The 15,290-nt window shown below is 72.6% G+C and carries 18 protein-coding genes; 6 read left to right on the top strand and 12 right to left on the bottom strand.

Translation table 11 applies throughout. The features are described from left to right. Positions 1-22 precede the first annotated feature (22 nt). Genes amaP through ACFWZ2_RS32300 form a run of 5 tightly spaced genes read right to left on the bottom strand, consistent with a single transcriptional unit; the run spans position 23 to position 2,326 of the window. Positions 23-610: an alkaline shock response membrane anchor protein AmaP gene (amaP, locus tag ACFWZ2_RS32280; protein WP_384551709.1), complete on the bottom strand. Its 588-nt coding sequence runs from the start codon at positions 608-610 to the stop codon at positions 23-25. Further along, complete coding sequence (locus ACFWZ2_RS32285; protein WP_384551711.1) at positions 607-1,287, bottom strand: DUF6286 domain-containing protein; 681 nt, start codon at positions 1,285-1,287, stop codon at positions 607-609. Before ACFWZ2_RS32285 ends, amaP begins: the two co-directional genes overlap by 4 nt. Then, positions 1,284-1,628: a hypothetical protein gene (locus tag ACFWZ2_RS32290; protein WP_384551713.1), complete on the bottom strand. Its 345-nt coding sequence runs from the start codon at positions 1,626-1,628 to the stop codon at positions 1,284-1,286. The genes ACFWZ2_RS32285 and ACFWZ2_RS32290 overlap by 4 nt, the downstream gene beginning before the upstream one ends. 3 nt (positions 1,629-1,631) lie before the next feature. Further along, complete coding sequence (locus ACFWZ2_RS32295) at positions 1,632-1,817, bottom strand: hypothetical protein (RefSeq protein ID WP_369212482.1); 186 nt, start codon at positions 1,815-1,817, stop codon at positions 1,632-1,634. Between the two features lie 23 nt (positions 1,818-1,840). After that, entirely contained in the window at positions 1,841-2,326 is a 486-nt protein-coding gene (locus tag ACFWZ2_RS32300) for an Asp23/Gls24 family envelope stress response protein (RefSeq protein WP_384551715.1), read from the bottom strand. Positions 2,327-2,433: 107 nt separating this feature from the next. Here ACFWZ2_RS32300 and ACFWZ2_RS32305 point away from each other — a divergent pair, with 107 nt between their 5' ends. Then, entirely contained in the window at positions 2,434-3,144 is a 711-nt protein-coding gene (locus tag ACFWZ2_RS32305; RefSeq protein ID WP_384551717.1) for a nucleopolyhedrovirus P10 family protein, read from the top strand. A gap of 27 nt (positions 3,145-3,171) precedes the next feature. On the opposite strand, the gene ACFWZ2_RS32310 is transcribed toward ACFWZ2_RS32305, so the two are convergent. The 4 genes from ACFWZ2_RS32310 to ACFWZ2_RS32325 all read right to left on the bottom strand — a co-directional run bounded on the left by ACFWZ2_RS32310 (position 3,172) and on the right by ACFWZ2_RS32325 (position 7,284). Then, positions 3,172-3,975 (bottom strand): enoyl-CoA hydratase/isomerase family protein, encoded by an 804-nt coding sequence (locus ACFWZ2_RS32310; protein WP_384551719.1) that lies wholly within the window; start codon positions 3,973-3,975, stop codon positions 3,172-3,174. 136 nt (positions 3,976-4,111) lie between these two features. After that, positions 4,112-4,333, bottom strand: a complete 222-nt coding sequence (locus ACFWZ2_RS32315; protein ID WP_055550175.1) for a helix-turn-helix domain-containing protein — start codon at positions 4,331-4,333, stop codon at positions 4,112-4,114. Between the two features lie 409 nt (positions 4,334-4,742). Continuing rightward, positions 4,743-6,341, bottom strand: a complete 1,599-nt coding sequence (gene abc-f / locus ACFWZ2_RS32320; protein WP_384551721.1) for a ribosomal protection-like ABC-F family protein — start codon at positions 6,339-6,341, stop codon at positions 4,743-4,745. A gap of 121 nt (positions 6,342-6,462) precedes the next feature. Further along, positions 6,463-7,284 (bottom strand): hypothetical protein, encoded by an 822-nt coding sequence (locus ACFWZ2_RS32325; RefSeq protein ID WP_384551723.1) that lies wholly within the window; start codon positions 7,282-7,284, stop codon positions 6,463-6,465. A gap of 268 nt (positions 7,285-7,552) precedes the next feature. On the opposite strand from ACFWZ2_RS32325, the gene ACFWZ2_RS32330 reads away from it, so the two are divergent. Beyond that, complete coding sequence (locus tag ACFWZ2_RS32330; RefSeq protein WP_384551725.1) at positions 7,553-8,443, top strand: neutral zinc metallopeptidase; 891 nt, start codon at positions 7,553-7,555, stop codon at positions 8,441-8,443. A 97-nt stretch (positions 8,444-8,540) separates the two neighbouring features. Continuing rightward, a complete protein-coding gene (locus ACFWZ2_RS32335) occupies positions 8,541-8,954 on the top strand; it encodes a VOC family protein (RefSeq protein WP_384551727.1) in 414 nt (137 codons plus the stop codon). A 36-nt stretch (positions 8,955-8,990) separates the two neighbouring features. Here ACFWZ2_RS32335 and ACFWZ2_RS32340 read toward each other — a convergent pair whose 3' ends face one another. From ACFWZ2_RS32340 to ACFWZ2_RS32350, 3 genes are all read right to left on the bottom strand, one after another. Then, on the bottom strand, positions 8,991-10,499 hold the full coding sequence (locus ACFWZ2_RS32340) for a hypothetical protein (RefSeq protein WP_384551729.1): 1,509 nt from the start codon (positions 10,497-10,499) through the stop codon (positions 8,991-8,993). 112 nt (positions 10,500-10,611) lie between these two features. Next, a complete protein-coding gene (locus ACFWZ2_RS32345) occupies positions 10,612-11,751 on the bottom strand; it encodes an alpha/beta hydrolase (RefSeq protein ID WP_384551731.1) in 1,140 nt (379 codons plus the stop codon). Between the two features lie 77 nt (positions 11,752-11,828). Then, positions 11,829-12,515 carry a class II aldolase/adducin family protein gene (locus ACFWZ2_RS32350; RefSeq protein WP_384551733.1) on the bottom strand — a complete coding sequence of 229 codons (687 nt, stop codon included), beginning with the start codon at positions 12,513-12,515 and terminating at the stop codon, positions 11,829-11,831. A 177-nt stretch (positions 12,516-12,692) separates the two neighbouring features. Here ACFWZ2_RS32350 and ACFWZ2_RS32355 point away from each other — a divergent pair, with 177 nt between their 5' ends. From ACFWZ2_RS32355 to ACFWZ2_RS32365, 3 genes are all read left to right on the top strand, one after another. Continuing rightward, positions 12,693-13,433, top strand: a complete 741-nt coding sequence (locus ACFWZ2_RS32355; protein ID WP_384551735.1) for a lysozyme — start codon at positions 12,693-12,695, stop codon at positions 13,431-13,433. A gap of 202 nt (positions 13,434-13,635) precedes the next feature. Then, positions 13,636-14,934 (top strand): anion permease, encoded by a 1,299-nt coding sequence (locus ACFWZ2_RS32360; RefSeq protein WP_384551737.1) that lies wholly within the window; start codon positions 13,636-13,638, stop codon positions 14,932-14,934. A 12-nt stretch (positions 14,935-14,946) separates the two neighbouring features. Beyond that, positions 14,947-15,171 (top strand): hypothetical protein, encoded by a 225-nt coding sequence (locus ACFWZ2_RS32365; protein ID WP_384551739.1) that lies wholly within the window; start codon positions 14,947-14,949, stop codon positions 15,169-15,171. Positions 15,172-15,290 lie beyond the last annotated feature (119 nt).

Genomic DNA, 15,290 nt, shown 5'->3' on the forward strand with positions numbered 1-15,290 from the left:
GCGCCGGACCGGCCCCGCCGCGTCAACTCACGCGTTCGGCACGGTGCTTGACGCCGCGCAGCCGCACGGTGGCCGGCAGGCTCGCGAGCCCCGCCGAGTCACGGGCGTGCGCGAGCGCGTCGGCGGACAGGCGGTGCAGCGCGTCCGACGGCGTGGCGTGCGGTTCCAGTACGAGCTCCACGCGCGCCGACGGCGTGCTGCGCCGCCCGGTCAGGACGACCTGGGCGCGCGCCACGCCCTCCAGCGTCTCGGCCTCGCCGGTCAGTACGTTCTCCATGGCGCGCCCGCGCAGCAGCGCGCCCTCGCCGTCGCCGGTCTCCACCAGGACCTCCGCGAGCCGCCGCCTGCGCAGCTGCGCCGAGAGCCACCACAGCGCGAGCAGCACGACCACGGCGAGGCCGCCGATCACCGTCGGCCAGAACCATCCGTCGTCCCGCCAGCGCGCCCGGTCGGCGGCGCTGACCAGGACGTCGTGCCGGTCGTCGTGGATCCACCAGGAGGGCGGGGGCACGCCCAGCCCCACGGCGAGCGCGGAGCCGCCGACGGCGAGCAGCACGAGCCCGGCGAGACCGAGCAGTACGCGGTTGACGGTCCGCAGCATCGCCCTCACGCCTTCCTGCCGGGCCGCGCCACATGGACCGCGAGGCCCGGGGCGCGGGCCAGGCCCAGATCGCGGATGCCGTCGGCGAGCGTGGCGTCCAAGTCGCCGCGTACGTCGTCGAGTTCACGGAAGTGCGAGACGGCCCGCACATCGACCTTGGAGCGGGTCATGCGGACCCGCACCGACTGCACGCCCGACACGTCCATGGCCCGGTCGCGCAGCACCATGGCGGCGGCGCCCCGGTGCAGTCCCGCGCGTACGTCGGAGTGCGTGCGGCGCATCGGCAGGATCGCGCGCTGGCCGGGCGTCGCGGCGAGCACGATCAGCCACACCCCGGCGAGCGCGGCGACGGCGGCGCCGACGAGCACCGCGGTGTCGTCCAGGGGCCGTTCGCCGAGCTGGCGGGCGAGTTCGCGCCGCCACCGCATCGCGGGATAGTCGGCCCGCACGGCGACGACGTCGTACAGGAGCAGCCCGGCGCCGCCCAGGACCAGCAGCGCGAGCAGGGCCGCGGGCACCCGGCGCGGCGACCAGAAGCGGCCCGCCCTCTCGTCGTCCTCCGACAGGGTGGGCAGCGGCCGGTAGGCGGCCGCCGATGCCGACTGGCCCAGCTCGCTCTCGGGCTGCCCGGCCTGTTCGATGACCGGCAGCGGGCGGGTGCCGCCGCCCCCTTGGGGTTCACTCATCGTGTCCTCCCCTGTGCCGCGGCGCGTACCTGCGCCGAGTGCAGCCGCTCCACCTGGACCGCCACCTCGGGCACATCCATTCCCGCCAACGCCTTTACCCGCTGGGCGACATGGCGACGCACGGCACCGCACTGGCCGCCGATGTCGCAGGGATAGTCCAGTTCGAGGCTGATGCGGACGCGGGCGGTGTCGTGGCTGACGGAGACCGTGGCGTGCGGCGGCGAGCCGTCGGCGGGCACCGCGTCCAGCGCCTCACGCGCCGCGCGCGCGGCGATCTTCGCGACGACCCGGTCGGCGATCCGGGTCGCGCCGCGCTCCCCGGGCACGACCTGTGCCGCCACCGCTCACCGCCGCCGGTCGCCGCGGGTGCGGAAGAACTCGCCGGGCTCCAGGTCCCCCTCGAGGAACCGTCCCGCCACGAACCCGATGGCGCCCAGGGCGGCCACCAGGAGGAACGCCCCGAACCCGCCGAAGTATCCGGCGAAGCCGAGGGCCATTCCGGCCACCATGCCGATCACGGCCATGCTCATCGTGCGCTCCTTAGGGAGACGTCCTACTGGAGACGGCCCTGGGGCTCGTCTTCGTCCTCGTCCGGCAGCTTCACATCGCTCACCGCGATGTTGACCTCGACGACCTCGAGTCCCGTCATGCGCTCGACGGCCGCGATCACGTTCTCCCGTACGTCGTGCGCGACATCGGCGATCGACACGCCGTAGTCGACGACGATCTCCAGGTCGAGCGCCGTCTGCACCTCGCCGACCTCGGCCTTCACACCGCGCGTGACCGATTTGGAGCCGCCGGGGACACGGTCGCGCACCGCCCCGAAGGTCCTGGCGAGTCCGCCGCCCATCGCGTGCACGCCGACCACGTCGCGCGCGGCGAGCCCGGCGATCTTCTCCACCACGCCGTCCGCGATGGTGGTGCGCCCGCGGGTGGCCGGGTCGCCGCCGCCGCGCCTGGTCGTGGCCTTCCCCGTGGTCTCGTCCGGGGATTCCTTCTCCATCGTCTGAGACGTGTTCCGCTGTCCGGTGTCGGTCATCGCCGTCCCGTCCGTTTCGAAAGGGGATGTCGAAAGGGGATCTACTCCTTTGCCCACACTAAGTGCGGTTGCGCGGCAGCGCGCCGGGGATGCGGCAGGCTGGGGCCATGACGGGTGACGGGTGGGCCCAGGCGGTACGCCGCAGGCTCGGTCTGGGCCGGGTGCTGCCGCTGGGCGGTGCCGCGGACGGCACATGGGTGACGGAGTCGGCGGCGGGCACCGTGCTGCGCCGTGCGGCGCACGGGGTGACGGGCGTTCACCTGGGCGTTCTGCGGATCGCCCGCGCCGATCCCGGCCGGGCGTACGCCGCCGCGGTGCCGCCACCGCCGAGCGCCCTGCCGCCGGGGTCGCTGCGGATCACGGCGGAGGTGGCGGCCTCGGCGACGGAGCCGCTGCCCGCCACGGCGGCGCGGCTGAGGTCGGCCCTCGCGGCGGCGGCGGACCGGCTCGGCCTGGTGGTCGACGAGGTCGATCTGCGGGTGGCGGCCCTGCTTGACGAGGGCACGGCCCCCGGCGACGTACCGGCCGGGGAAGCGCCCCCGGCGGCGGAACCCGAGAGCGACGGCGCGGCGGCACAGGCCGCGCGGGCCGCCCTCTCGGTGCCCGGGGTGACCCGGCTGACCGAGGTGCTCGGCCGGGCCGTGCACCTGGAGGAGCACACGGAGCCGGACGCCCTGCCGCGCCGGCACGTGCGCGTGGAGATCGCGACGGACCGGGAACACCGCGCCCTTGACGTGGCACTCGCGGTCCGCGCGGCGGTCGGCGCCGCCCTTCAGGACCACCCTTCGGTGGCCGTCCTGGTCACCGGGGTGGACTAGGAACGCACCGGCAGAGGCGTACCTGCGTCAGTCGCCGAGGCCCGCGAGGTCGCGCAGTCGGCGGCCCTGCGCGGCACGCTCGGCGACGCGCTGTTCCTCGTACGTACGGCCCGCGACACCCTGCAGCAGCGCCTTGGTCTCGATGACGGCGTCCCGCGGCGCGGCGACGAGCGCGGCGGCCAAGTCCTTGGCGGCGGCGTCGAGTTGACCGCCGGGCACGACGAGATTGGCGAGGCCCACGCGCTCGGCCTCGTCCGCGTGCACGAAGCGTCCGGTCGCGCAGATCTCCAGCGCGCGGGCATAGCCGACGAGCCCCACCAGCGGATGCGTGCCGGTGAGGTCGGGGACCAGGCCCAGGCTGGTCTCGCGCATGGCGAACTGCACGTCGTCCGCCGCGATCCGCAGATCGCAGGCGAGCGCCAGCTGGAAGCCCGCGCCGATGGCATGCCCCTGGACGGCGGCGATGGACACGATGTCGCTCCGCCGCCACCAGGTGAACGCCTCTTGGTACTCGGCGATGGTGGCGTCCAGGACGTCGTCGTCGCCGCGTGCCAGATCGACGAAGGACGGCTCGCCGTCGAAGCCCTCGGGCGTGAACGCCTGCCGGTCGAGGCCCGCGGAGAAGGACTTGCCCTCGCCGCGCAGCACCACGACGCGGACGCTGCCCGGCAGCAGCTGGCCGGCCTCCGCCAACGCCCTCCACAGCGCGGGAGATTGGGCGTTGCGCTTGGCCGGGTTGGCCAGTGTCACCGTGGCGACGGCCTCGTCGATGGTGAGGCGTACGCCGTCCTTGTCGAGAACCGGTGCGAGCTCGCTGTCGGACGAAGCCATGGGTGCCTCCGATGGGATGCAGTCGGACCGGGCGCACAGGGAGCGCCCGTAAGTGACTGCACAGTAACCACCCGACCGATCAGCGGATCGACCGGGTGGTCACCATCGGACCACTGGACAGCGTGCCGCCTGCTGTTCAGCCGGCGGCGGCCTTCTTGCCTCGCGTCGCCCCGCCGCGTCCCCGCAGCGTGACGCCGGACTCGCTGAGCATCCGGTGCACAAAACCGTACGAGCGGCCGGTCTCTTCGGCCAACGCCCGGATGCTCGCACCGCCGTCGTACTTCTTCTTCAGGTCTGCCGCGAGCTTGTCGCGCGCGGCGCCGGTTACCCGGCTGCCCTTCTTCAGAGTCTCGGCCACCCGTGCCTCCTCATGGGAAGTGCGCTCTGGACTTCTCATGATCACCCCTCCCGGGCTTCCTGGCCACCCATTCGGCAAGGTCCGTACGACAAGGTTTGCCGCTCCAGAAGCGGCCACCACGAGCGGAATTAACGATTCCGCGTGCCTGATTCGATACGGCCGAACGGGTTGCGGGACGAAGAGCCAGGTCAGCGACGTGGCAGGAGAAGGAACGACTCCCCTGCCAGGAAGGCGACGAAATCCGTGTAGGGCACACCTCGGTACGAGGACAGCTCACACAGATGAGGGATCACGGATCGGCCGAATGATCCATACCCAGTGGATCAGTGGTTCGATCAAGCGCCGTGGACACCCCCGGCCGGGCCGCCGGGCCCGGCCGGACGCCCGCGCCACACGCGCGGGACAGGGCTCAGGCGAGGGCGACGAGGTCCGCGTAGTCCTGGCCCCACAGGTCCTCGACACCGTCGGGCAGCAGGATGATCCGCTCCGGCTGGAGGGCCTCCACCGCGCCCTCGTCGTGCGTGACGAGGACGACCGCGCCCTTGTAGGTGCGCAGCGCGCCGAGGATCTCCTCGCGGCTCGCCGGGTCGAGGTTGTTGGTGGGCTCGTCGAGGAGCAGCACGTTCGCGGACGAGACGACGAGGGTCGCGAGCGCGAGACGGGTCTTCTCACCACCGGAGAGCACACCGGCGGGCTTGTCGACGTCGTCTCCGGAGAAGAGGAACGAGCCGAGCGTCTTGCGCACCTCGACGAGGTCGAGGTCGGGGGCGGCCGAGCGCATGTTCTCCAGGACCGTGCGCTCGGGGTCGAGCGTCTCGTGCTCCTGGGCGTAGTAGCCGAGCTTGAGGCCGTGGCCCTCGATGACCTGGCCGGTGTCGGGCTTCTCCGCACCGCCGAGCAGCCTCAACAGGGTGGTCTTTCCCGCGCCGTTGAGGCCGAGGATGACGACGCGCGAGCCCTTGTCGATGGCGAGGTCGACGTCGGTGAAGATCTCCAGGGAGCCGTACGACTTCGAGAGCCCCTCGGCCATGAGCGGCGTCTTGCCGCACGGCGAGGGCTCCGGGAAGCGCAGCTTGGCGACCTTGTCGCTCTGGCGCACCTCTTCGAGGCCCGCGAGGAGCTTGTCGGCGCGGCGCGCCATGTTCTGCGCGGCGACGGTCTTGGTGGCCTTGGCGCGCATCTTGTCGGCCTGCGAGTGCAGCGCCGCGGCCTTCTTCTCGGCGTTCTGGCGCTCGCGCTTGCGGCGCTTCTCGTCGGACTCGCGCTGCTGCTGGTAGAGCTTCCAGCCCATGTTGTAGACGTCGATCGCGGAGCGGTTGGCGTCCAGGTAGAAGACCTTGTTGACGACCGTCTCGACGAGGTCGACGTCGTGGGAGATCACGATGAAGCCGCCGCGGTACGTCTTCAGGTAGTCGCGCAGCCAGACGATCGAGTCGGCGTCGAGGTGGTTGGTCGGCTCGTCCAGGAGGAGCGTGTCGGCGTCCGAGAAGAGGATGCGGGCCAGCTCGATACGGCGGCGCTGACCACCCGAGAGCGTGTGCAGGGGCTGGCCGAGCACGCGGTCGGGGAGGTTGAGCGCGGCGGCGATGGTGGCGGCCTCGGCCTCGGCGGCGTACCCGCCCTTGGTGAGGAACTCCGTCTCCTGGCGCTCGTACTGCTTGAGGGCCTTCTCGCGCGTGGCGCCCGAACCGTTCGCGATGCGCTGTTCGTTCTCGCGCATCTTGCGGATCAGTACGTCGAGTCCGCGCGCGGAGAGGATGCGGTCGCGGGCGAGCACGTCGAGGTCGCCGGTGCGGGGGTCCTGCGGGAGGTAACCGACCTCTCCGGAGCGGGCGATCGTGCCGGCGGCCGGGATGCCCTCACCGGCCAGACACTTGGTGAGGGTGGTCTTGCCCGCCCCATTGCGGCCGACGAGGCCGATGCGGTCGCCCTTCGCGATGCGGAAGGTGGCGTTCTCGATGAGGATGCGGGCGCCGGCGCGCAGCTCGATGCCGGAAGCGGTGATCACGGGGGTACTCCTGAGCAGAGTGGACGGCGAGAGGGACGACTGAGGTACTCGGGACCGGTGTCTATGCCGTCCAACTGAGGAGAGGAGCTGCCATGGCAGCCAGTCTAACGGGCCCCCGCAACTAGTTTTCCGGCCCGAGGTCCCCGTTGCCCAGCGGTGTACGGCCGGGAACGATTCTGCCGTAGTCGTCCACGGCGATGAGCTGGGCCGTCCATGAGGTGGCCGGGCCCGCGCAGGGCTGTGCGACCAGGAGCGCGCCGCCGGTGCGCACGGAGCGGGACGGTTCGAAGGCGCAGCCGGTCCTGGCGGGCAGCACCCAGCGCAGATCACCGTCCGCGGTGCGGTAGGCGGCGATGCGGTGCGGGGTGACGACGGCCAGCATGCGGGCGCCCGAGGTGAGCGGCTGCAGGACTCCCGCGCCGCCGCGGGCCGCCGGGCCGCGCAGCCAGCCCGCGCTGCCGGGCACGGCCCGGTGCCAGCGCACGGAGCCGCCGTCGGCCCGCGCGGTGTCGGTGACCAGGCCGTCGCTCCAGAGCGTGAAGGCGTGCCCGGGCGCACCGAGCGTCCTGAGCGGCCGCTGCCCTTCGCGCGTGTACGTCCACCGGACGCCACCGCTCTCCGGGTCGTACGCCTGGACGGCCCGCCCCTTCGTGCGCAGCGCGGGCACTGCGGCGCGCTCCGCGTCCGCCACGCGCGCGTGGACGGTGAGGTGGTCTCCGTAGGGGGCGGGGCGCGAGTGGTGGGCGGCGGTGATGAGCGGCACGGCGAGGAGGGCGAGGGCGACGGGGAGCGCGAACCGGGTGCCGCGGCGGGGCGCCGGGGGGCGGGGTGTGCGGGTCTCGGGGTGCGGGGCGCCTGCCTGGGCGGGCAGGCCTGCCGCCGGTGCGGTGGCCCCGGACGGCGGTGCGGTTGTGTCGGTCGCCTCGACCGGCAGAGCGGACATGACGCCCCCCTTCGGAACCACTGCCCTTGCGGACCCACTGCCTCGGATCAGGCCGGACCCACTGCCCTTGGATCAGGCGCAGAGCGTAGCCGCGGGGTTCGCGGCGGGTGCCGCGTGCCGTCGCGACACGGCGCGGGGAGCGGTCCGCGTCCCCCGTTCGGACCTCCGCCCGGCGCCCGGCGGGAGCGGGCATATCAGGATGAAGTGGCCGATAGCTCGGTGCGGGGCGACGTGTGCCGTCCCGGATGCGCGGCAGAGGGGTGCGCCCATGCAGTTCGACGACGACGCCGACCTGGACACCTCGGAGGTCCAGGATGTGCGCGGCAGTCGGATCCCCGGCGGCAAGGCGACGGTCGGCGGTGGCATCGCCGGTCTGATCGCGCTGCTCCTGGGGCTCTTCTTCGGAGTGGGTCCCGAACAGCTGGGCCTCTCCTCCGGCAACGAGGAGCCCGCCGCCTCGTCCTCGTCCATCGCGCAGGTGCAGCAGAGCTGTCGCAAGGGCCGGGACGCGAACGCCAAGGAGGACTGCCGCATCGTCGCGGTGGTCAACAGCGTCCAGGACTTCTGGCGCCCGGAGTTCCAGCGCAGGCGCGCGACGTACTCCCCCGCGCAGACAGTCCTGTTCACCAACCGGGTGGGCACCGCCTGCGGCGCGGCGTCGTCGGCGGTCGGCCCCTTCTACTGCCCCGGCGACCGGAAGGTCTATCTGGACCTGGGCTTCTTCAACGAGCTGCGGACGAAGTTCGGGTCCAACGGCGGGCCCTTCGCGCAGGCGTACGTGGTGGCCCACGAGTACGGCCACCACGTGCAGAACCTGATGGGGACGCTGCAGCGCTCGCAGGACGGGCGCACGGGCCGCGACAGCAACGCGGTGAAGGTCGAGCTGCAAGCGGACTGCTACGCCGGGGTGTGGGCGCGGCACGCGACCCGCAGCCCGGACGACCGCACGGGCAAGCCGCTGATCAGCAGCCTCACCGACGACGACATCCGCGACGGCCTGGACGCGGCGGCCGCGGTCGGCGACGACCGGATCCAGGAGCGGTTCCAGGGCCGGGTCACCCCCGAGTCCTGGACGCACGGCTCGGCCGAGCAGCGCCAGCAGTGGTTCTACCAGGGCTATCGCACCGGCGACATGGGGCAGTGCAACACCTTCCGCTGAGCGGGCCGCGGGCTGCGGCGGGGCGTTGTCAGTGCCGGGTGCAAGACTGTGGAAAGCGTGTGAAGCAGATCACTTTTCATGGATCGGAGCGATCGGCATGACAGGCGACGACAGTGGACGGCCGAGCATCTTCCCCACCCTGCTGTACGCGGACGCGAAGGCCGCGATCCAGCAGCTGACGGAGGCGTTCGGCTTCACCGAGGCGAGTGTGTACGAGGGCGAGGACGGCAGCGTCATGCACGCCGAACTGACCTATGGGAACGGCGCGGTGATGCTCGGTTCCCAGGGCAGGGGCGGCCTCTTCGACCGGACGATGAAGGACGCGGGGCCGTGCGGCGTGTACGTCGTCGTGGACGACGTCGACGCCCACCACCAGCGGGCCAAGGAGCACGGCGCGGAGATCCTGATGCCCCCGACCGACCAGGACTACGGCTCCCGGGACTACATGGCACGGGACACCGAGGGCAACGTATGGAGTTTCGGCACGTACGCCCCCGAGACGCGGGCCTGAGGCGGCGGGGCGGCGGCCCGGCCCGCCCCGCTCCGGTCACTCCCCGCCGGTGTGCACCTGGAAGGCCGCGCGGCGCACCGCCTTGGCCAGCGTCGGGTCGGGGTGGGCCGCGGCGAGGGCGACCAGGACCTGGACGGTGCGGGGGTGGCCCGCGCGGCGCACCTCGTCGAGGAGCGCGGGGACGGTGGGCTGGACCGCCGAGTCCAGGTGACGGACGAGGACCTGGGCCTCGCCGTGGTCCGCGACGGCCGCCGCGGTGTCGATCCACAGCCAGGTGGACTCCTCGCGGGTCAGCACGAGATGGACGTCCTCCGGGTCGGCGCCCTCCTGCTCGGCGAGCCAGAGCAGGGCGTAGGGACGCAGCGACGCCTCGTCGACGACGGCCCTGACCTCCGCCTCGGCCGGGGCGCCGACCACCCGCAGGGCCTCGAAGGCGAGGCCGCGAAGGAGGGCGTCCTCGCCGCGGGCGGCGGTGAGGAGGTCGGTGACGGCGCTGCCGACGGGGCGGGCGGCGAGCCAGGCGCGGTATTCGGCGCGGGCCGCGTTGGGGCGCAGGCGGGCGCAGCCGCGCAGCATGTCCTCCGCGGACTGCTCGATGTGCCCGGCGGGGCTCTGCGCGGCGACGCAGATCTGCTCCAGCTTGACCCAGACCGCCCAGCTGCCGAGCGGGGTGAGGGTGGCCTGGCCGTCGGCGTAGGTCAGGGCGCCGACGGCGGCGAGGCCGCACAGGGCCCAGTCCAGGAGGACCGGCAGCGGGGTGTCCCCGAGGCAGTCGGCGGGGTCGGGCTGGTCGAGGGGGGCGGCCCGCAGGGCCTCTTTGGAAGGGTGGTGGTGGGAGACGGGCGGGCCGTACGGAATCTCGCAGCGTTCGGTGCGCAGTTCCGTGACGCGCTGGTCCAGGAGGTCGAGGAGCTGCGGCACGGGGACGGGGCCCGCGGACAGCTGCAGGAAGGAGAGGACCTGCGGCATGGCCTCGACGACCTCGGCGACCGCCGCGGGGGCCAGGCGCGGGGGCGCGGGGTGGGCCAGCGACCAGGCGTCGAAGAGGGCGACCCAGCCGCGCAGTACGGCGGTGTCGTCGCGGTCCCAGGCGCGCAGCCGCCAGCCGGGGCGGGCGCTGTCGCCGTGCACCTCGACGAGGCCCGCGAGGCGTGCGGTGTCCCAGTCGGCCCGGACCTGATCCGGGGTCAGTCCCAGTTCGGCGGCGGCCCGTTCGGCGGTGGCGTCGGACAGGGTGCCGCTGCCGGGGCCGTCGGGCGCGGCCGACGGAGGGCGGGGGCCGGGGCGCAGGGCCGCGTCGGCCCAGCGTGCGACCCGTACGGCGGCGGCGAGGCCGGCGCGGGCTCCGCTGGCAAGCTCCGCGGGCGCGGGTGTGCCCTCGGGCGGACGGGGCGCGGGACGGCGCGCACGGCGGTCGCTCACCGCGCCCGGGGCGGCGGAAAGGGGGCGCGCTGCGTCGCGCGGGGTCTCTCCTCGCTTCTCGGCTCTCGGGTAGGGAGCGCGGACAAGTCGGAGCCTGGAGTCGCGCGGGGTACGGGACGTCACAGGAGCAGTCTTCCTGTTGACGGTCGGAAAACCCAAACGGAATGGCGACGGAGGCGTTCGGGAGGTGGTCTCGAACGGTCGCTTCAGGGGGTTCGAACGGTCACGTCGGGGCTCACATCAGCGGGGTGAGGAAGCGGCGCAGGGCCTCTTCGTAACCCGCCGGGTCGGCGTTCCACATGGCGCCGTGGGGCGCGTCGTGCACGGTGTGCAACGTGACCAGTTCCGGGCGCTGTTCGGCCAGTCGACGGGAGAGGGACCAGGGCGCGATGACGTCGTCGGGCCCGTGCACGAGCAGGGTCGGGACCTTGAGCACATCGGGGTCGGCGGCCTCCAGGGTGCGGTCGCCGCGCAGACCGGTGCGGCCCTGGGCCGCACGGACCGCAAGCGGAAGGAGCGGTCCCGGGGTGCGCCGGGCCGCGGCGAGGGCGCGCAGCGTGGTCTCCCAGTTGAGTACCGGGGAGTCGAGGACCAGACCGCTGACGCGGTCGCGCAGCGCGGAGTGGGCCGCGGCGTGCAGGGCCATGGCGGCGCCCGTGGACCAGCCGTGCAGGACGACGCGCTCGGCGCCGTAGCGCACGGCGTAGCGGATGGCGGCGTCCAGGTCGCGCCACTCCGTCTCGCCGAGGTGGCCGAGGCCGTCCGGCGAGCGGGGCGCGCCGAGGTCGCCGCGGTAGGCGAGGGCGAGCACGGGGAACTGCTGGCGGTGCAGGAAGTCCATGACGACCATGGGGTGCTCGCGGGTCGTGCCGAGGCCGTGCACGGCGATGACCCAGGTGTCGCGGGCGCCGGGCACGAACCAGGCGGGCAGGCCGCCCAGTTCGCCGGGGATGTCGACGTCGGCGTGGTCGATGCCGAGGGCGGCGTGCGGGTCGCCGATGTGGACCTGCGGGGTGAGCCAGACCTTCGCGCCGGGTTCCAGGGAGCCGTGGGTGACGGCTTCCAGGCGGCGTACGACGGTGTCCGCCTCGTGCGGGGCCGACTCCAGGACAGGGCCGACGACGGCGTGCGTGCCGTCGCCGCTGAGGCCGTAGGTGCCGGGGCGGAGGCTGGCGAGGGCGCGGGTCAGGGTGATCTGGCCCGCGGCCGTGGCGTGCACCGTGAGGCGGGGCTCCGTCGGCAGGGGGCGGCCCGCGGGGGCCTTCAGGGCGGCGTCGCTGGCGAACCTGCCCGCGGCGATCGCGGCTGCGCCTAGGGCGGCGGTGACTCCGGTGGCTACGGTTACGGCTGCTGCCGTCGCTTTGGCTGGGCGCACGGGTCCAGTGTCTGGGGCGGGGGGCCTTGCGGCCAGTGGGCGGGGTCCGCGGGGTGACTCGGCGAGGCGGGGCGCCCTCAGTCCCGCCGCTGTCCGTACCCCCGCAGCCTCTCCTCCGCTTCACGTAGTTGGACCGGGGACAAGAGTGTGGGGGTGTGGGCCGGCAGGGAGCTTGCGGTGAGCCAGAGGCGGGACATCCATTCCAGTTGGGCCGTGCGGTCGTACGCCTGGGACAGGGAGTCTCCGTATGTGACCGTTCCGTGGTTCTGGAGGAGGCATCCTGTGCGGTCGCGCAGGGCGTGCAGCATGTTCTCGGCCAACTCCTCCGTTCCGTACAGGGCGTACGGAGCGACGCGGGCGGGGCCGCCGAGGATGCCCGTCATGTAGTGGACCGCGGGGAGCTCGGGCACGAGCATCGAGACGGCCGTGGCGTGCACGGCGTGGGTGTGGACCACGGCGCCCGCGGCGGTGTTGCGGTAGATCGCGAGGTGCATGGGCAGCTCGCTGGTGGGCGAGAGGTCGCCGATGAGCTGCCGCCCTTGGAGGTCGACGCCGACCGCGTCCTTGGCGGTGAGCCGGTCGTAGGGCACGCCGCTCGGGGTGACCAGGACGGTGTCGCCGACCCGTACGGAGACGTTGCCCGATGTGCCGACGACCAGGCCGTCCCGCACCGTCCTGCAGGCGGTCTCCACCAGCTCGGCCCACGCCCGCTCGACGGCGTCCTGTCCGGGGTCCCGCACCGCGTCCTGTCGCTGCTCAGTCATGCGGTGATCCTGCCAGCCGGGCGACGGTCGCCATAGGGCGCGGGGCAGGCGTCCATGGGGCCTTATATGGGCATACATCGCCCTCTGACAATCATTGGCTGGTGACGGACGGGCATTGGATGATCTTCCAGTACCCTCTGGGAGATTTGTCGTGCACGTCGCCATCCGGGGGGAAATATGGCTCGTGAACACACACCGTCCCGTCGTCGCGCGCGTCTCGTCGCGGCATCCGTAGCGGCACTCGCGATCGGCGGGACCGCCCTTGCCGAGATTCCGGTTTCGGCGGCGGGCAAGCCGCGGGGGCACGATGTGTCCTCGCACCAGAAGAACGTGAACTGGCAGAAGGCGAAGAACAAGGGCGCCCGGTTCGTCTATGTGAAGGCGACCGAGTCCCACACCTACCGCAACCCCTACTTCACCCAGCAGTACAACGGCTCGCGCAATGCCGGCCTGATCCGCGGGGCCTACCACTTCGCGGTGCCGAGCAAGTCGTCCGGCACGACCCAGGCCCGGTACTTCCTGAACCACGGCGGGCGCTGGCGCGCGGACGGCTGGACGCTGCCGCCCGCGCTCGACATCGAGCACAATCCGTACAGCTCACGGAAGTGCTACGGCCTCAGCAAGGGCAGGATGGTCGGCTGGATCCAGTCCTTCAGCAACGAGGTCAGGCGCCAGACGGGACGCCGCCCGGTGATCTACACGACCGCCAAGTGGTGGAACGACTGCACGGGCGGCAGCCGGGCCTTCGCGTCGAACCACGCCCTGTGGCTCGCGCGCTGGTCGTCGTCGGCCGGGTCGCTGCCCAGGGGCTGGGCGTACTGGACGTTCTGGCAGTACGACAACCGCGGCGGGCTTCCGGGTGATCAGAATCTCTTCAATGGCTCGACGGCCCAGTTGAAGCGGTTCGCCAAGGGGTAGCCGAAGGGCGGCGGAAGCCGACACTCCGCCCAGATTCCGGGCCTCGCGCCACCGCTCCGTACGATCGTCGTCAGACACCTGATGCATACGGAGCGGAGGCACTCCGCTTTGGGTCACCGCACGGCCCGGCCCAGTTCACTTTCCGTTCACCCAGGTTGCCTACGTTCCACATGCCACTGACGTCCAACAGAAGCCTGGGTAAATGGAACACATCACGCTTCTCCTCGGGATCGTGATCGTCACCGCTCTCGTGTTCGATTTCACGAACGGTTTCCACGACACTGCCAACGCGATGGCGACGACCATCTCGACCGGCGCTCTCAAGCCCAAGACGGCGGTGGCCATGTCCGCCGTGCTCAACCTCGTCGGCGCCTTCCTCTCCGTCGAAGTCGCCAAGACGATCTCCGGCGGCATCGTCAATGAGGACGGCCTCAAAACAGAGGTCATCTTCGCCGCGCTCGTCGGCGCGATCCTCTGGAATCTGCTGACCTGGCTGGTGGGCCTGCCCTCCAGCTCCTCGCACGCCCTCTTCGGCGGCCTCATCGGCGCCGCCGTCATGTCGATGGGCTGGTCGTCGATCAACGGCGGCACCGTCGTCACCAAGGTCCTGCTGCCCGCCCTGGCGGCGCCGCTCGTGGCGGGTCTCGCCGCGATGCTGGCCACGCGACTGACGTACCGCATCGGCCGCAACACCGACACCAAGGCGACCGCCAAGGGCTACCGCGCCGGACAGATCGCCTCCGCGGGCCTCGTCTCGCTGGCACACGGCACGAACGACGCGCAGAAGACCATGGGCATCATCACGCTCGCCCTGGTCACCGGCGGCGTCCTGAACCCCGGCGCGAACCCCCCGCTGTGGGTCATCGTCTCGGCCGGTGTGGCCATCGCGCTCGGCACGTACCTCGGCGGCTGGCGCATCATCCGCACCATGGGCAAGGGCCTCACCGACCTCCAGCCGCAGCAGGGCTTCGCCGCCCAGACCAGCGCCGCGACGGTCATCCTCGCCTCCTCGCACCTGGGCTTCTCGCTCTCCACCACCCAGTCCTGCTCCGGCGCCGTGATGGGCGCGGGCCTCGGCCGCAAGGGCGGCGTGGTCCGCTGGTCGACCGCGACCCGGATGTTCGTCGCCTGGGGCCTGACGCTGCCGGCCGCCGGTCTGGTCGGCGCGGGCGCCGAGTTCCTCACCAAGCAGGGCCCCTGGGGCATCACGGCCACCGCCGCGCTCCTGGTCGCGGGATCGTCCGTGATCTGGGTGCTGTCCCGGCGCAACGCCGTCGACCACACGAACGTCACCGCCGACGAGATCGGCGCGGACAGCGCGGACACTGAGCCCGCGGGCGTCGTGACCACCGCGATCGCCGCCGTCACCCCGCCGCCCCCCGCGGGCACCACGGCCGCCGCGGCCGTCGCCTCCGAAGACCCGGTCAAGGCCACCGTCTCGGCCCCGACCACGACCACGACCGGTGCCATGGCGGATCCCGCCAGGCCCGCGACGGTGTAAGGACAGATCAGCATGAGCATCGACTGGGCAGCTCTCGGCTCCGTCTTCGGAGTCAGCCTCGCGGTGACGGTGGCCCTGGTGGGTCTGTTCACCCTCGGCATCGTCGGCCTCGCCAAGCAGGAGGCGGCGGCCGCATCGGGCGGCGGCTCCGCGGCCCTGGCGCGCACCGGCGCGTACGCCTGCTTCGCGCTGTGCGCGGCGGCGGTGGCGTACGGGATCTATCTGATCGTCGCCTGACGACAGCGTTTTCGGTGGGGTGCGGGGCGTGCGTGTAAGGCCCCCACCCCCCCCGCGGGGGGGGGGGGGCGCACCCACGCCCCCCCCCGGGCCACACCGCGGTTTAGGGGGGTGGCGGG

The organism is Streptomyces sp. NPDC059002 (assembly GCF_042740435.1).
Classification (GTDB): Bacteria; Actinomycetota; Actinomycetes; order Streptomycetales; family Streptomycetaceae; genus Streptomyces.

Coding starts and splice junctions, on each gene's coding strand:
- ACFWZ2_RS32285 (WP_384551711.1), bottom strand. CDS start 1,287: ATGAGTGAACCCCAAGGGGGCGGCGGCACCCGCCCGCTGCCGGTCATC.
- ACFWZ2_RS32295 (WP_369212482.1), bottom strand. CDS start 1,817: ATGAGCATGGCCGTGATCGGCATGGTGGCCGGAATGGCCCTCGGCTTC.
- ACFWZ2_RS32300 (WP_384551715.1), bottom strand. CDS start 2,326: ATGACCGACACCGGACAGCGGAACACGTCTCAGACGATGGAGAAGGAA.
- ACFWZ2_RS32305 (WP_384551717.1), top strand. CDS start 2,434: ATGACGGGTGACGGGTGGGCCCAGGCGGTACGCCGCAGGCTCGGTCTG.
- ACFWZ2_RS32310 (WP_384551719.1), bottom strand. CDS start 3,975: ATGGCTTCGTCCGACAGCGAGCTCGCACCGGTTCTCGACAAGGACGGC.
- ACFWZ2_RS32325 (WP_384551723.1), bottom strand. CDS start 7,284: ATGTCCGCTCTGCCGGTCGAGGCGACCGACACAACCGCACCGCCGTCC.
- ACFWZ2_RS32330 (WP_384551725.1), top strand. CDS start 7,553: ATGCAGTTCGACGACGACGCCGACCTGGACACCTCGGAGGTCCAGGAT.
- ACFWZ2_RS32335 (WP_384551727.1), top strand. CDS start 8,541: ATGACAGGCGACGACAGTGGACGGCCGAGCATCTTCCCCACCCTGCTG.
- ACFWZ2_RS32350 (WP_384551733.1), bottom strand. CDS start 12,515: ATGACTGAGCAGCGACAGGACGCGGTGCGGGACCCCGGACAGGACGCC.
- ACFWZ2_RS32355 (WP_384551735.1), top strand. CDS start 12,693: ATGGCTCGTGAACACACACCGTCCCGTCGTCGCGCGCGTCTCGTCGCG.
- ACFWZ2_RS32360 (WP_384551737.1), top strand. CDS start 13,636: ATGGAACACATCACGCTTCTCCTCGGGATCGTGATCGTCACCGCTCTC.
- ACFWZ2_RS32365 (WP_384551739.1), top strand. CDS start 14,947: ATGAGCATCGACTGGGCAGCTCTCGGCTCCGTCTTCGGAGTCAGCCTC.